The sequence below is a fragment of the Pseudofrankia coriaricola genome (assembly GCF_032027725.1).
GTDB lineage: Bacteria > Actinomycetota > Actinomycetes > Frankiales > Frankiaceae > Pseudofrankia.
In genome coordinates this window covers 1-15,816 of record NZ_JASNFO010000111.1, presented here as the reverse complement: position 1 = coordinate 15,816, position 15,816 = coordinate 1, and the positions used below count along the sequence as shown (strand labels likewise).

Sequence of the window (15,816 nt, the reverse complement as noted above, 5' to 3'; positions counted from 1 at the left end):
GCCTCCGCGGAGGCCCGGCCACGGAGCGAAGCGAACGTGGTTGGGCCGCAGCGGAGGTCGCCGTAGCGCCCGTGAGCGGAGGAGGACACGGCGCGGAGGTCCCGTGGGAGCGAAGCGAGTACGGGGCCGGAGCGCCGTGCCCGCACGGAGCGAACCAGCTAACTCAGCGGCGGGAGCGGGTGGCCTGGAGCATCTCGGCGACGAGGAAGGCGAGCTCGAGGGCCTGGCTGGTGTTCAGGCGCGGGTCGCAGGCCGTCTCGTAGCGGCCGCCCAGGTCGGCCTCACCGATCTTCTGGCCGCCCCCGAGGCACTCGGTGACGTTGTCGCCGGTCAGCTCGATGTGCAGGCCGCCGGGGTGGGTGCCGAGCTGCTGGTGGACCTCGAAGAAGCCGAGCACCTCGTCGAGCACGTCGTCGAAGTGCCGGGTCTTCACGCCACTCACGTCGCGCGTGTTGCCGTGCATCGGGTCGCAGGCCCAGACCACCGGGTGGCCGGCGCCGTTGACCTTCTCGATGATCGGCGGCAGCGCGTCGCGGATCTTGCCGGTGCCCATCCGGGAGATCAGGATGAGACGGCCGGGGATGTGGTCGGGGTTGAGCCGCTCGACGATCGCGAGGACCTCGTCAGGGCTCGCCTTGGGGCCGACCTTGCATCCGATCGGGTTGCCGACCCGCGACAGGAAGTCCATGTGCGCGCCGTCGAGGTCGCGGGTGCGCTCGCCGATCCAGATCATGTGGGCGGACAGGTCGTAGACCGCGTCCGTCGCCTCCTCGACCCGCGTCAGCGCCCGCTCGTACTCCAGCAGCAGACCCTCGTGGCTGGTGTACAGCTCGACGCCGCCGAGCTCGGCCGTACGGTCGAGATCGATGCCGCAGGCGTGCATGAACGCGAGCGCCCGCTCGATGTCGGTGGCCATCAGCTCGTAGCGGCGGCCGGCGGCCGAGTCGCGCACGAACGCCTTGTTCCACTCGTGGACCTGGGACAGGCTCGAGAACCCGCCGGTCGCGAACGCGCGGATCAGGTTCAGCGCGGCGGCGCTGTGGTGGTAGGCGGAGACCATCCGGGCCGGATCCGGCCGGCGCGACTCGGGCGTCGACTCGATGCCGTTCACCGCGTCGCCCCGGTAGGACGGCAGGCCGGTGGACGGCTCGATGTCCGCCGAGCGCGGCTTGGCGTACTGGCCGGCGATCCTGGCGACCTTCACCACAGGGGTGCTGGCGCCGTAGGTGAGCACTACCGCCATCTGCAGCAGTGTCTTCACCTTGTCGCGGATCTTGTTGGCGGTGTTCGCGGCGAACGTCTCCGCGCAGTCGCCGCCCTGGAGCAGAAACGCCTCGCCGCGGGCGACGTCCGCGAGCCGCTCGGTGAGCGAGCGGACCTCGGGGGCCGTCACCAGCGGTGGCAGCGTGGCAAGCTCGGCATAGGCGGCTCGCAGCGCGTCCTGGTCCGGCCAGGAGGGCTGCTGACTGGCAGCGAGCGTGCGCCAGAAGTCCAGTTCAGGCCGCGGCCGCTCGAGTTCTGTCTGCCCGCCATCAGGTCCGAGGTCCATCACCCAACCAGGGTACGGGCACCGACCGAACGTTTCACGCCAGTTTCCGCGCCCCTATCGTGCGGTGGCGCACAGTGACAGACCCCGCCGACCCGCCCCTGTCAGCCGAAGAAGACCTCGGACTCGGCGTAGAGGTCCTCGGGAACGAGCTTCAGCTCTGCGACGGCGTCGCGCAGCGGGACGCGCTCGATGCGGGTACCGCGCAGCGCGGTCATCACGCCGAACTCGCCGTCATGGACCGCGTCGATCGCGTGCAGGCCGAAGCGGGTCGCCAGCCACCGGTCGAACGCCGTCGGGGTGCCGCCGCGTTGGACGTGGCCGAGCACGGTCGCGCGGGACTCGCGGCCGGTTCTCGCCCTGATCTCCGCCTCCAGCAGCCCGGAGATGCCCTGCAGCCGGACGTGGCCGAAGGAGTCCTGTTCGCCCTCCTTGACCACCATCGTCCCCGCCAGCGGCGTGGCGCCCTCGGCGACGACGATGATCGGCGCGTAGTGGGTCGCGAACCGGCTCTCGACGAGAGAGCAGACCTTGTCGATGTCGAACGGCCGCTCGGGAATGAGGATGACGTTCGCGCCGCCGGCCATGCCGCTGTGCAGCGCGATCCAGCCCGCGTGCCGGCCCATCACCTCGACGATGAGCACCCGGTGGTGGCTCTCGGCCGTGGTGTGCAGCCGGTCGATCGCCTCCATCGCGATGTTGACGGCGGTGTCGAAGCCGAAGGTGTAATCGGTGGCGGCCAGATCGTTGTCGATCGTCTTGGGCACGCCCACGACCGGCACGCCGGCATCGTCGTACAGGCGGCTCGCGACTCCGAGGGTGTCCTCGCCGCCGATCGCGATGAGCGCGTCGACGCCCAGCTCCGCGAGGTTCTCCTTGATCCGGCCGGATCCTCCCGCGATCTTGTACGGGTTGGTCCGGCTGGAGCCAAGGATCGTGCCGCCGCGCGGCAGGATCCCGCGCACCGCCTGGATGTCGAGCGCGCAGGTGTCGTTCTCCAGCGGCCCGCGCCACCCGTCGCGGAACCCGACAAAGTGGTGTCCGTAGACCCCGATGCCCTTGCGCACGATCGCGCGGATCACCGCGTTGAGCCCGGGGCAGTCGCCGCCCCCCGTCAGCACACCGATCTTCACAGCCCAAGTCCTCCAACGGTTGACGAAGCCGATCGATGACGGAGCGTAAGACCGCGTGACAGCCATCACAAGCGCTGCCGCTCGTGGCGTGGGTGCTCGTGGCGCCGCGGGCGCTGCGCGCCCGCCGCGGGCGCTGCGCGCCGCGGAACGCCCCTAGCACCCACATGTCGTGGACGCTCCGCGCCCACGTGTCGGGCGCTGAGCGCCCTCCCGGCCTGGATCCGGGCGGGTGCATATGGCGGTGGCTGTCCTGGTGCCGGGCTGACGACATGGCTAGGTTGGCGCTGCGCTGAGGCGCCGTCGCCTCTTGTGGCTGGGTAGTGCTGGCTCCTCACCGCATAGCTTGGGCTGCGTGGTGGCAGCGCGACCTTCGCGCAGTGCGCTACGGAGTGGTAGCTCGCTGCGGGCGCAGGGGGGCCAATACTCGCCAGCGGGCCAGGTTGTGGCGGGCGTCGACCAGGGCGTCGTGGGCGGTGGGCGGTGGCGAGGGCAGCCGCGGCCGGCCGGTCTCCTCCCACAGCTGGCGCAGGTCACGGGTGAACCGCGGCAGCGCCTGCGGCAGGGCCGGCATCATCCCGAACAGCTGGCACAACACGACGTGGTCGTACGCGCCGTACCAGGCCCACAACTCCGGCTCGCCGTCGGCAGTGAGGAAGGCGAGCAGCTCGTCGCGGATCTGGGCACGCGAGCGCCACACCGACGCCGACGGCGACGGGAGCTGGTCGAGGACGTTGCGCCGGACCCATGGCCCCGCCCTCGTCGGATCGAACTCGGTGGAGACCGCGTAGAACTCGCGTTCCCCGTCCTCGCTCACCGCGCCGATGCTGACCAGGTCGAGCCAGAAGTGGCCGCCGTCCAGCCGCTCGATGAACTCGGTGTCGTAGAAATACCGCTCGCCGCCCACTCCCCCAGTGAACCCGTCCCCCTTCACCCACGACGACGAGGGTCACCACCTCGCCAGAACGATCACTATTAGCGACCGTCGGTGAAGGTCGCCGATGGCTCGGGTGAGTGGTAGTCGGGGACGAGCTCCTTGGCCAGGTGCTCCAGGAACAGGCCGGTATCGGCGACGACGCCCAGCCCCTGCGAGGCGGCCCGGTCGGTCAGCGTGGCGACGGTCGCCGGGTTCATGTCGACGGCGGCCAGCGGCACCGACGCCGGCAGGATGTTCCCGGTCGCGACCGAGTGCAGCGCGGTCGCGATCATGATGGTGAAGCCGACGCGGCGCAGGGCGGCCCGCATCGCGCGCTGGCCGGCGAGAACGTCGGTGTGCACGTCTGGCAGCGGGCCGTCGTCACGCACAGAGCCGACGAGCACGAACGTCTTGTTGGCTTTGACCATCGCGTGCATGACGCCCTGGGCGAGCACGCCCTGTTCGACGGCGGCGCGCACCGAGCCGGCCCGGCGGATCGTGTTGATCGCGCGGATGTGCTGCTCGTTGCCGCGCTGCACCCGCTTGCTGCGCAGCGGGCCGATGCCGATCGGGTGGCCGTAGAGCGCCTGCTCGATGTCGAGGGTCGCCAGCGCGTTGCCGGCGAACAGCACGTCGACGTGGCCGGCTTCGACGAGGGCGACCAGCGCGCCGCCAGCCCCGGTGCTGATCGCCGTCTGCCCGAGTACCCACAGCACCTGCTGGCCCTCGGCCTTGACCTCGCGGATCTGGCGGGCGATCGCGCTGACGAGCATCGCCTGCGGCTGGGTCGACCCCACCGGTGGCACCGACATCGCGCCGAAGGTGCCGTAGGAGCGGGCCGAATGGGTGGAGTGGTCGGTCATCGGCAGCACGACCTTCACCCCGGACGAGCCACAGACGATCATGTCGCCGGCGCGTACCTCGGCGACCGGCACCGTTCGCACCCGGCCGCCGGACACGACCAGGCCACAGTCCATCTCGGGCTGCTCGACCGGCACCCACTGGCCGTCGAGGTGGACGACGGTCTCCAGGTTGGTGGTGGCGTAGAAGTCGGAGGGGAACACGCCGTCGCGGTCGGCCGGGCGCAGCAGGGCCTCGCCCGGGTCGACGCGGTTGACGCCGTGAACCTGGATGCGCATGAGGATCCGCATGAGCAGGTCCTCGGTGTCCGCCCCGACAGTGATCACCGCGTGGGACTCGTCGTCGTGCGTCTTTCCCAGGTCGATCCGGTCGACCCCGTAGTCACCGCCATAGTCGAGCACGTCGTCGAGCACGCGGGCGAGCACGCCCGTATCCATCAGGTGCCCGTGAACCTCGACCTTCTCGTAGAAACGCACGCCGCCGTCCCTTCCCTGTCCGGTTCGCGGGCGGCCTCGGCCCTGGACCGCCCGTCTCACTGCCCGCCCCGAACACCCGCCCACCGGCCGGCGGCCGCCCATCCGGTCGTCCAGCCAGGCAGCCGACCCTCGATCGCCCGATCACCCCAGCGGCCGGTCAGCCGGCCGGCCGTGTTCGGACGATCATGCCGGTACCGAGCCATGTGCGCCATCCCGCCAGGCGAGGTTCTTCCCCAGGCGGCGGCTGTCTCCCGGCCCTGCCCGTGGTCCGTCCAGTGGGCGGCGGCGCCCGGCCCGTGCGGCGGTATCCACCCAGCGTGACGCACCTCGGGTCGACGCGCCACGCTTAGGCGCTGGGCGCCGGGGGCGTCTGCGCGCCCCGTCGTTCGAGTTTCAACCAATCAGAGGACGGCGCCGTTGTCCGGCCCGTCGTCATCGGTGGGAGGACGCTCACTCAGCCGCGCGACCAGCCCTCCAACACCGCCCAGGATGAGCACCACACCGGTGATGTCGCCCACGCCGCTCGTCACCTGGCTCACCAGCGTGGGGATGACGAGAATCAGCACGCCGAGCACGATCGCGCCGATCGCGATCCCGGTGGCGGGCCTGACCCGGCCCGCCTTCGGCGGTGGCGGCGGGAGGTAGTGCTCGTCCTCGTCCAGCTCGTCCCCGTCGTCGGCGCCCGGCGCGGGGGCGCCCGGCGCGGTGTCGCCCGGGCGCCGCCAGCCGGAGCCGTCGACCAGGCCACGGCCGACCGCGTCGTCGAGCAGGTCGCGGCCGCTTCGGCCGCCCGGCCACCTGCCGGCGCCGTCGGCAAGGCCCGACGCGGGCGGGGCCGCGTCTGTCGGGCCGGTCGGCTCGTCGTCATCACCGTCGCCGGCGTCGCCGCCCGTCCGGGCGGACGTCGCCGGCAGCCCTGCCTCCCCCGCCGCGCCCGACCCGGGGGTGACGTCCTCCGCCTCCGGCCACGTGTGCTCCGCCGGCTCGTCGTCGAAGCGGGCCACCAGCTCCGCGAAGACGTCGTCGTCGGCCGGCTGGTCGGCGCCGCCGTCGGCCGGCCGCGGGTCGGGGTTGTCCGCCATGGTCGTCAGCCGTCGCCCTCGGCCAGGGCGGGCGGTCTGGCCGCGTCGCCTGTGCTCTGGACGGGCGCGGGGGCGTGCTGGCGGACGAAGTCCAGGCTGCCCTGGAAGATCGTCTCCTTGTCGTTGTCGAGCGTGGCGACGTGGTAGCTGTCGGGCAGCAGCCGCTCGGTCACCGGCGCGGACGTCACCCCGGCGAGCAGGCGGCGTCCCGAGCTGGGCTCGACGACATGATCGACAACACTGCGGAACGTCAGCACAGGACTCTCGATCCGCCGCAGGTCCGGAACGGTGATCTTCCACAGCTCCTGGAGCGACACGAAGGCGCGCACCGGGACCCGGTCGTAGCCGATCTCGGCGACCCCACCGGCCTTGATGTCACTGGCTATCCCAGGGACCGACCGCCGGATCTTGGACAGCAATGGGGCGATCTTCGCGTCCCAGCGGTCGGTGCCGAGGCTCGGGTTGACGGTCACGGCGCCGGCCACCTCGGCGCCGCGTTCCTCGGCGAGCCGCAGCGTCAGCGTGCCGCCCATCGACAGGCCCATCACGAAGACCTGGGAACAGCGGGCGCGCAGGTCACCGAAGGCCTCGTCGACCGCGCCGTACCAGTCGCGCCAACCGGTCGCGGCGAGGTCCTGCCAACGGGTGCCATGCCCGGGCAGCAGCGGGCAGCGCACCGTGAGCCCGGCGGCCGCGAGGAACTCCCCCCACGACCGCAAGCTCTGAGGCGAGCCGGTGAACCCGTGCACCAGCAGCACGCCAGTGCTGTCCGCGCCGCCCAGCTCGAAGGGCTCCGCGCCCGGCAGCACCGGGCCGAAGCTCGCCGCCGCGCCAGCGGATGCCGCCGTGGTACGTCCGGCACCAGCCATCTGATCCGCCTTCCCACGTCAACGCGTCGTCCGCCGAGAGCCAAAGGAGGTGCGAAAATGATCTTCTTTCGCACCTCCGGAGGCTCCTGTCCCCAGAAGCACGGGCAGGAACACCCCGGTACCGGAATGCTCGCACGGCGCCGCCGGCCAGACCACGGCCACCATGGGCGCCGCACGCCCATGGTGAGGCGCCGGCGGGCCCGACGGCGCGGTTTCCAGGTCACTGGCTCAGGTCACTGGATATGACCGGGATTGACCCCAGCTCGGGATAGGATCTTGGTTGGGTATTCGCGGAATACCGGACCGTGGGGCAACGAGCCGTTGTTCGGGCGGCAAAGGACGTCAACTGGTGCCGGCGCGGGCGACGACGACCGCCTGGTTGGGTCGCGGGAGTGGCCTGGCGGTGGACCGATGGTGACGAGGCCGGGTGCGCGGACTCCGGCGGCGGGGATTGCTCCCGGGCGCCCCCTCGGAAGGCTAGGGTCGTTTCGACCATCGGGCGCGGCCACGGCGCGACGATGGCACCGTGATGCCGGGGACCCACGATGGTGGGGAGCCGGACGTTGGGGAACCGGATGCTGGGGAACCGGACGTCAAGGAATCACGGTGCGGACGGACCGTGGCACAGGGTCCGGGCGCCGGGAGGGCGGGTGGCCGCGGCGCGGCCGAGCAGGGAGCTGGCGTGTTCTACTGGATGCTCAAGGTGGTCCTGTCCCCGTTCCTGCGCACGTTCTGGCGGCCCTGGATCGAGGGGCCGGAGAACGTGCCCGCGGAAGGGCCGGCGATCCTGGCCAGCAACCACCTGTCCTTCCTCGACTCGATCTTCCTGCCGCTGATGGTCCCGCGGCGGGTGACGTTCCTCGCCAAGATCGACTACTTCACCGGCAGCGGGCTGAAGGGCCGGGCGAAGCGGATGTTCTTCAGCGGCGTCGGGCAGCTGCCGATCGACCGCAGTGGTGGCAAGGCCAGCGACGCCGCGCTGCGTTCCGGGGTGCGCGTCCTGAGCCAGGGCAAGCTGCTCGGCATCTACCCCGAAGGCACCCGCTCGCCGGATGGCCGGCTCTACCGCGGCAAGATCGGCGTCGCCAGGATGGCCCTGGAAGCGAAGGTGCCCGTCATTCCCGTCGCGATGTTCGGGACGTTCGAGGTCCAGCCGCAGGGCCGCACGATCCCGCGGATCCGCAAGGTCGGCATGCGCATCGGCCGCCCGTTGGACTTCAGCCGCTACGAGGACATGGCCGACGACCGGTTCGTGCTGCGCTCGATCACCGACGAGATCATGTACGAGCTCATGCAGCTGTCCGGCCAGGAGTACGTCGACATGTATGCCCAGAAGGCCAAGGACGACCTGGCCACGGCCCGCGCGGCCGCGACGGCCGCCGCGGCCGAGGCCGGGGTTCCTGCCGGGTCCGGGGTTCCTGCCCGATCTGCGAAGCAGATCGGGGAGGTCGGGAAGCCGGGCCGGGAGGTCGTGAGCGCCGGCGCCAGCGCCGCCGAGGCATCGCCCGCTGGTCCGGCCAAGCCAGCCAAACCAGCCAAGCCGGCCGGCACACCCAAACCACCGAAGCCAGCCAAGCCGGCCAAGCCGGGCAAGCCGCCGGCCAGGCCCGCCACATTCGCCAAGCCGGGCAAGTTCCCGAATCCGCTCGCCAGGGCGACGGGGGCGCCCCCGGCCACCGCAACGGCGCGGGCCGGCGCCTCGGCCGCCGAGCACCCCGCGACGGATGTCCCGCCGCCGCGCCCGCAGGCGCCGGAGGCCGCCGTCGACCTGCCTCCCGACCCGCTCCAGCGCTGAGCATCGCGACAGTCCTCGTGCCCGAGCCTTGGCGCATTCTCCGGCGGGCCGACGGAAATGCCCTCGCCCGGGCCGCGGCACCGGGTAGCCGGCGCGCAGACGTGACCGCCCCGGCAACCCCTGTGAGCCCTGGCGCCCGGTGCGCCCAGGCGGCTGCCGGGCGGTGTCGACCCACCGACCCGCGAGACGGTGAACACGGCAGGATGGGGGACGTGGGGGCACATTCCTGGCCAAGCCGGGCGGCGGGGCGAGGCGCCCGCCGGCTCGCCGTCGGCGCCGTCCTGGCCGGCGTCCTGTTCGCGCTGGCTCCGGCGTCGCCGGTGCTGCCGGCGGCGGGGGCGCTCGCCGCCGGGACGCCTACGCGGTCCCCCACCGCGCCGACGGCGCAGGCGCCGCCCGGGACGGTCACCCGGACCAACGAGTACCTGACCGACGCCCAGGGCCGGGTGCTGGTGGTGCACGGCCCGACGCTGCCCGCCGGGGCGACCCCCGGCGACACCGACCTGGATGCCTGGGTCGGCGCCGGTTTCAGCACGGTCGGGGTGACGGTTCTCCTGACCGCCGCCGGCGGCTTTCCCGACCCGCGCCCCGGTGCCAGCTCCTCCATCGCGGGCGACCCCGGCCTCACGCAGGCGGCGGCGGTCGTCCGCACGCTGACCGACCGGGGCTTCCGGGTCGTGCTGCGGGTGGCGCCCGCGCCCGGTGGCGGGGTCGCGCCCGCGGCGGCGCTGACGGCGGCGGTCGGCCGCCTGGCCACGGCGTTTCGCGGCACCGGCGGGCTGGTCGGCTACGAACTCACGGCCACCGAGGCCGCGCGTGCCCCCGGCGCGGCGGCCGCCGTCGTCACCGCCGACCCGTTCCACCTGCTCTGGCGCGAACGACCGGCACCGTTCGACCGGACGGCGACGGTCGCGGTCAACGACCCGGCCGGCTACCTGACCGGCTGGGCCGGCACCGGGGACGGCGCCGTCGCCGCGTTCACCGCCGCCGCCGACGGCAACCAGATCGGCTGGCTCTACCCCGCCGGGGCCGGCGGCTCCCCCGGTGCCGCCGCCTTCCCCGCGGCGCTCGCCCGCCCCTACCCGATCGCGGTCGCGGGTGACCTGTCCGAGTTCGGCGTCGACGGCGCCGGCACGTTCACCCTGCGCTACGACACGACGCTGCCTGTCGGCAAGCCGGCGCCGGACGGGCTGCTCACCGCCGTCAGCCTGCCGGCGACCGCCTACCCGACGGGCTACCAGGTCCAGGTGACCGGCGCGAAGGTGCTCTCCAGGGCCGGCTCGGCGCTGCTGTGCCTGGCCGCCGAGCCCGGCGCCACGGCGGTCTCGCTCACGGTCACCCGCGCCCCGTCCGGCCAGGCGCCGGCCCCGCCGCCGGCGGCGAGCGCGGCGGCGTGCCCGGCCGTAGCCGCCGCCCCCACCACCGGGACACCGGCCGCGGCTCCCTCGGGTGGCGGCGGCGAGGCGAAGTCCGCGAGCTACGCCGGCCCGCTGCTGTGGGCGCTGCCGCTGCTGGGCGCGGTCGGCATGGGCGCGCTGCTCGGCGTCCCGTTCCTGAAGCTTCGCCGGCTGCGCGCCGGTTCCCGAACCCGCGTGGCGGCCGGCCACGGCGACGCCAACGACAGTCACGCCGCCGTCGGCGACGGCTATGTCGACGACACTTACGCCGACGACGGTCATGCCGTGACCAGCGCCGGCCACGGCGCCGCCGGCCGCGCGGTGCCGGACCATGGCGCGGCCACCTACGGCACCGACGCCGACGGCCCAGGCGCCCCCATTTCGGACACCTACGTTTCAGACACCCACGGTCCAGGTGTCCCGGGTTCAGGCGCGCCCGGTGGTGATGCCCTCGACCAGCTGTACCCCAACACCGCGTACGCCGGGCACGGCGGCGACCCGGCGCGCGCCGGGCAGGAGATCGCCGGCACCGTGGAGGACTCGCCGTCCAAGCCGCCCGACGCCCCCGGAGGCAGGCACCGGGCCACCCGCCGGTAGAGCCCACCGGCCGCGGGCCGCGGCGCCCTTCTCCCGGGCGCGCCGCGGGCTACTTCTCGGCCGGGGCGCCGTAGATGTCGGTGACGGTGTCGGCGAACCTGTCCATGACGGCGGAGCGGCGGACCTTCAGGCTCGGGGTCAGCTCGCCGCTCTCGACGGTGAAGTCCACCGGCAGCACGGCGAACTTCTTGATCCCCTCGGCGTGCGAGACGGACGTGTTGGCCGCGTCGACCGCGCCCTGCAGGTCCGCGAGCAGTTCCTGGTCGTGGACGAGCTCGGCCGGCGGAGTGCTCGCGAGGCGGCCGTGCGCGGTGAGCCAGGGCTCCAGCGCCTCCTCGTCGAGGGTGAGCAGCGCGGCGACGAACGGGCGCCGGTCGCCGATCACCATCGCCTGGCTGATCAGCGGGTGCGTCTGCAGCCGCTGCTCCAGCGGCGCCGGGGCGACGTTCTTGCCGCCGGCGGTGACCAGGATCTCCTTCTTGCGGCCGGTGATCCGCAGGAAGCCCTCCGCGTCCAGGGTGCCGAGGTCGCCGGTACGAAAGAAGCCGTCGGCGTCCAGCGCCTCCTTGGTGGCGGTCTCGTTGGCGTGGTAGCCGCTGAACAGCAGCGGGCCGCGGACGAGGACCTCGCCGTCGTCGGCGACGCGGACCGTCACCCCGCCGAACGGCCGGCCGACCGTGCCCATCTTCACGTGACCTGGCTGGTTGGCGGACAGCGCGGGCGCCGTCTCGGTCAGGCCGTAGCCCTCCAGGACGACCACGCCCAGGCCGCGGAAGAAGTGGCCGAGCCGTTCGGACAGCGGCGCGCTGCCGCTGACGGCGTAGCGGACGCGCCCACCGAGGACGGCCCGCAGCCGCGTGTAGACGAGCCGGTCGAACAGCGCGTGCCGCAGCCGCAGGCCGGCACCCGGGCCGCCCGGGGTGTCGAGCGCCTGGCTGTAGGCGATCGCGGCCTTCTCCGCGGCGTCGAAGATGCGCCCCCGACCACTCGCGTGCGCCGTCTGGCGCGCACGCGCGTGGACCTTCTCGAAGATCCGCGGCGCGGCGAGCAGATAGCTCGGCCGGGACTTGGCGAGGTCGTCGACGAGCGTGGAGACGTCCGCCGAGTAGGCCAGCGGGAAGCCGACCAGGACCGCCACGTTCTGGACGAGCCGGGCGAAGGCGTGCGCCAGCGGGAGGAACAGCAGCGTCGACGGGTCGCTCTGCTTGCTGAACAGCTCCGGCAGGTGCGCCTCCGCCGCCAGCACGTCGAACAACAGCGCGCCGTGGCTGAGCTCGCAGCCCTTCGGCCGGCCGGTGGTGCCCGACGTATAGATGATCGTGGCCAGGCTGTCACTGCGCACGCCAGCGCGCGCGGCCGCCAGCTGATCCGAGGTGACCGCGGCGCCATCAGCGCGCAGGGTCTCCAGCGCGCCGTCGTCGATGACGAGGACCTCGCGCAGCGCGGGCGTCCGGTCGCGGACCTCGGCGACCAGCTCGGCGAGCCGCGGCGTCTCGACCACCGCGAGCGTCACCTCGGCGTCGGTGACGATCCACTCGATCTGCTCCGCGCTGGAGGTCTCGTAGACCGGCACCGTCACCGCGCCGGCCATCCAGATCGCGTAGTCGAGGACGGTCCACTCGTAGCGGGTCCGGCTCATCAGCGCGACGCGGTCGCCAGGCCCCACCCCGTGGGCGACGAGACCGCCGGCCGTCGCCATGACCCGGTCGAAGAAGTCCCGGTACGTCATGTCGACGAACTCGCCGTCGACCTTGTGCCGGATCACCACCTGGTCGGGACGGTCGCGGACTAGCTCGAAGACGCCGTCGGTGAGGGTCACGTCGTCGGGCAGCGTGACCAGGGCTGGTGAGGTGAACTCGGGCACCGGAAGGGCTCCTCGGTTTCGCGGGGCCGGTTGCCTCGGCCACGTCGGCACGCGCACGGGGCAGGTCGCGCGGGTGGGCGGTCGCGGGTGGGCGGGGTCGCGGGCAGGGCATGTCCCGGTTGGCGGGGCCAAGGTCAGACGTTAGTCCGCGCGCGAGGGTGCCGGCGAACCGCGCGGCGCGCCCGACCGTCCGTTCCAGCCATCCGAAACCGGTCCGAAACGGTGGCGTTCCTGGAAAGGAGACGCCCCGGTTACTGCTCAGTAGCATGACGCGTACCTGGTCCGTCGGGCATCCGTTTGCGGCCCACGGGGCTCTAAGCTTCGGACATGCGGGTCCACGTGGTGAGCGACGTGCACGGACGGGCGGACGCGCTCCCGGCCGCCGCGGAGGGCGCCGACGCGTTTGTCTGCCTAGGCGACCTGGTCCTGTTCATCGACTACCACGACCACGGCCGCGGGATCATGGGCAGCCTGTTCGGCGCCGACGCCGTCGGCCGGATGATCCAGCTGCGCACCGAGATGCGATTCGACGAGGCCAGGGAATGGTCGCGCGGGCTGTGGGCCAGCCTCGAGGGCGACCGCGCCACCATCATGGAGACGGCGATCCGCCGTCAGTACGCGGAGCTGTTCGCGGCGTTCCCGACGCCCACCTACCTCACCTACGGCAACGTCGACCTGCCGCACCTCTACCCGGAGTACCTGCGCGACGGCGTCACGCTGCTCGACGGCCAGACCGTCGACATCGGCGGGCTGCGCTTCGGGTTCGTCGGCGGCGGCCTGCGGACCCCGATGAACACGCCCTACGAGATCGACGACGAGACGTTCGCCGCGAAGGTGGCGGCGGTCGGCGAGGTCGACGTCCTGTGCTGCCACATCCCGCCGCACGTGCCGGAGCTCGTGTACGACATCGAGGCCGGCCGGTTCGAGCGGGGTAGCGAGGCGGTGCTGGAGGCCATCCAGGCCACGCAGCCGAAGTACGCACTGTTCGGCCACGTCCACCAACCGCTTGTCGACTCTTTGTATATTGGCTCGACGCGCTGCGTGAACGTCGGGCATTTCAACGCCCGCGGCACGCCCTTCGTACTCGAGTGGTAGGCCAAAGAACATGCGATCATGCTTCTCCTCGCATCTCCGGCGGCCCACCACGGGGGCACGGCGGTAGGCCAAGAACATGCGATCATGCTTCTCCTCACATCTCCGGCGGCCTGCCGAGAGGTGCAGCGGCAAGCCAAAGGAGGCACAGTGTCGCCCGGCCGGCGAGGTGAGCCAGGCGACTTCCGGCTGAAGGCCAGCCGGCAGCTGGAGTGACGGGTCGGCCGGCGAGGCCCCGATGCCGGTCGGGTAGCGTCGTCGATCGATCGGTGACGGTCGCGCCCGCCCCGGCACGGAGCGGCCGCCACCAGCCGAGGGAGGCGTGGGCCGGAGTCACTCCGCCCCTCCTCCGGAGGCATCCAGAGGCCAGCCGAAAGACGTGCGACCCTGCTCGCGTCGCACGCCGGGAGGCTCGCGAGGGGGCCGGCCACCAAGCATGCGATCATGCATTTCGTCGCATGTGAGGCGGCCTCCCCAGGGAACACCACGGAATGGGTGCGATCATTCAACCGATCGCGGCCAAGGTGACCTGGCCGATGCGTTGGGGACGTCGTTGCCGGGGGCCGGGTCAGCCCCAGGCGGATCTGGAGGTACTAACAACGATGGCCGATCACGCACGCGCCTCGATCGTCATCAACGCCAAGCCCGCGACCGTGATGGCCACCATCGCCGACATCGCGAACTACCCGACGTGGGTCGGCCAGATGGAGCAGACCGAGGTTCTCGAAGTCGGCCCGGAGGGCCGGCCGAGCCGGGCCCGTTTCCGGGTGAACGCCGGCATCGCCAAGGACGAGTTCGTCACCGAGTACACCTGGCTCGACGACGAGAAGGTCACCTGGACGCTCGTCGAGGGCCAGGCGATGTCCGCCCAGGACGGCAGCTACACGCTGCACGACCTCGGTGAGAGCCGGACCGAGGTGACCTACGACCTCACCGTCGAGCTGAAGATCAAGATTCCGGGCCTGCTGCGCCGCAAGATCCAGGGCGGCATCGTCGACGCCGCTCTCAAGGATCTCAAGCGGCACGTCGAGGCCTCGCCGGCGCTCGGCGCCGGCGCCTACCCCGAGAAGTTCTCGGACCTCGAGAAGAACGTCGAGAGCTGAGGCTCGTGTGCGGTGTGTGCTGTTCACCGGTAAGGGCGGCGGAGGGACCACGACGGTAGCCGCGGCGAGCGCGACGCTCGCCGCCCAGCGCGGCCACCGGACGCTCCTGGTCTCGTTCAACCCGGTCGGGGGGCTCGGGGCCACGCTCGACCACCCGGTGGCCGGCGAGCCGGTCGAGCTCGAACCGGGGCTGTTCGGCCAGCAGGTCGACCTGCAGGACTCGTTCGAGCGGCGGCTGGACGCCGTCCGGCCGCTACTGGACGCCGCCTGGACGCGCGCCGACCTCGACCCGATCGAGACCGAGGAGCTGGCCGGGCTCACCGGCGTCGGCGAGACGCTGGCGCTGCTCGAGCTGCGCGACCAGCTCACCTCCGGCCGCTACGACCTCGTCGTCGTCGACGCGGGCCCGGCGGCCGACGCGCTGCGGCTCCTGGCGTTCCCGGAGACGCTGTCCTGGTACTGCCGCCGGCTGCTCCCCCCGGACGGGCGCTTCGTGCGCTGGGTCCGCCCGTCGCTGGCCCGCTCGGCGCGGCTGGCCGCCAGGGTCGGCCACCTGGCCGAGCCGGTCTACGACGTGCTGACCCGGCTGCGCGCGACCGCGGCCGAGCTGCGCGAGGTGCTCAACGACCCGGCGCGCACCAGCGTGCGGCTCGTGCTCACCCCGGAGACGGCCTCTGTGGCGGTCACCCGGCGGGTGTTCACCGCGCTCTCGCTGCACGGCCTGCCCGTGGACGCGCTGGTGGCGAACCGGGTGATCGGCCCGAGCGGCGGTGACGTCTGGCGGGCCGGCTGGGCGGCGTCGCACCGTGAGCAGCTCGGCGAGATCGAGGCCGCGTTCGCGCCGCTTCCTGTGCTGCGTGCCGCCTACCGGGGCGGCGAGCCGGTGGGGCTGGAGGAGCTGGCCGCGTTCGGCGCGGCCGCCTACGGGTCGCTCGACCCGGCGGGCGTGCTCGGCGCCAGAGCGGGCGCGGACAGCGAGGCGCCGCTGGTGGAGCGGACCGAAGAGGGCTATTCGCTGTCGTTCGGCGTGCCGTGGGGCGCCCCGGGGGGGGGGGGCCGCGGCCCGCGCGGCGCCCCGCGGGTGGGGG

12 protein-coding genes are annotated in these 15,816 nt (G+C 72.7%); 5 read left to right on the top strand and 7 right to left on the bottom strand.

Annotated features, from left to right (window positions below; all coding sequences use genetic code 11):
• Positions 1-163: 163 nt before the first annotated feature.
• The 6 genes from QOZ89_RS41175 to QOZ89_RS41150 all read right to left on the bottom strand — a co-directional run bounded on the left by QOZ89_RS41175 (position 164) and on the right by QOZ89_RS41150 (position 6,880).
• On the bottom strand, positions 164-1,549 hold the full coding sequence (locus QOZ89_RS41175) for a class II 3-deoxy-7-phosphoheptulonate synthase (protein WP_071049162.1): 1,386 nt from the start codon (positions 1,547-1,549) through the stop codon (positions 164-166).
• 101 nt (positions 1,550-1,650) lie between these two features.
• Positions 1,651-2,679, bottom strand: coding sequence for a 6-phosphofructokinase (locus tag QOZ89_RS41170; RefSeq protein WP_071049160.1), 1,029 nt, complete (start codon positions 2,677-2,679; stop codon positions 1,651-1,653).
• Between the two features lie 382 nt (positions 2,680-3,061).
• Positions 3,062-3,583, bottom strand: coding sequence for a polyadenylate-specific 3'-exoribonuclease AS (locus QOZ89_RS41165; RefSeq protein WP_071049158.1), 522 nt, complete (start codon positions 3,581-3,583; stop codon positions 3,062-3,064).
• A 68-nt stretch (positions 3,584-3,651) separates the two neighbouring features.
• Entirely contained in the window at positions 3,652-4,929 is a 1,278-nt protein-coding gene (locus QOZ89_RS41160) for an ornithine cyclodeaminase family domain (RefSeq protein ID WP_071049157.1), read from the bottom strand.
• Positions 4,930-5,330: 401 nt separating this feature from the next.
• On the bottom strand, positions 5,331-6,011 hold the full coding sequence (locus QOZ89_RS41155) for a DUF308 domain-containing protein (RefSeq protein ID WP_312629578.1): 681 nt from the start codon (positions 6,009-6,011) through the stop codon (positions 5,331-5,333).
• A gap of 5 nt (positions 6,012-6,016) precedes the next feature.
• Positions 6,017-6,880: an alpha/beta hydrolase gene (locus tag QOZ89_RS41150; protein ID WP_071049153.1), complete on the bottom strand. Its 864-nt coding sequence runs from the start codon at positions 6,878-6,880 to the stop codon at positions 6,017-6,019.
• Between the two features lie 619 nt (positions 6,881-7,499).
• On the opposite strand from QOZ89_RS41150, the gene QOZ89_RS47945 reads away from it, so the two are divergent.
• Both QOZ89_RS47945 and QOZ89_RS41140 read left to right on the top strand, forming a co-directional pair.
• Entirely contained in the window at positions 7,500-8,675 is a 1,176-nt protein-coding gene (locus QOZ89_RS47945; RefSeq protein WP_491677137.1) for a lysophospholipid acyltransferase family protein, read from the top strand.
• A gap of 212 nt (positions 8,676-8,887) precedes the next feature.
• A complete protein-coding gene (locus tag QOZ89_RS41140) occupies positions 8,888-10,669 on the top strand; it encodes a hypothetical protein (protein WP_312629574.1) in 1,782 nt (593 codons plus the stop codon).
• A 49-nt stretch (positions 10,670-10,718) separates the two neighbouring features.
• On the opposite strand, the gene QOZ89_RS41135 is transcribed toward QOZ89_RS41140, so the two are convergent.
• Entirely contained in the window at positions 10,719-12,533 is a 1,815-nt protein-coding gene (locus tag QOZ89_RS41135; RefSeq protein WP_071049149.1) for an AMP-dependent synthetase/ligase, read from the bottom strand.
• Positions 12,534-12,860: 327 nt separating this feature from the next.
• Here QOZ89_RS41135 and QOZ89_RS41130 point away from each other — a divergent pair, with 327 nt between their 5' ends.
• The 3 genes from QOZ89_RS41130 to QOZ89_RS41120 form a co-directional block, all read left to right on the top strand.
• A complete protein-coding gene (locus QOZ89_RS41130) occupies positions 12,861-13,628 on the top strand; it encodes a metallophosphoesterase family protein (protein ID WP_071049148.1) in 768 nt (255 codons plus the stop codon).
• Between the two features lie 599 nt (positions 13,629-14,227).
• On the top strand, positions 14,228-14,728 hold the full coding sequence (locus tag QOZ89_RS41125) for an SRPBCC family protein (RefSeq protein WP_312629570.1): 501 nt from the start codon (positions 14,228-14,230) through the stop codon (positions 14,726-14,728).
• 7 nt (positions 14,729-14,735) lie between these two features.
• The coding region (locus tag QOZ89_RS41120; RefSeq protein ID WP_312629568.1) for an ArsA family ATPase at positions 14,736-15,816 on the top strand (1,081 nt) is incomplete at its 3' end.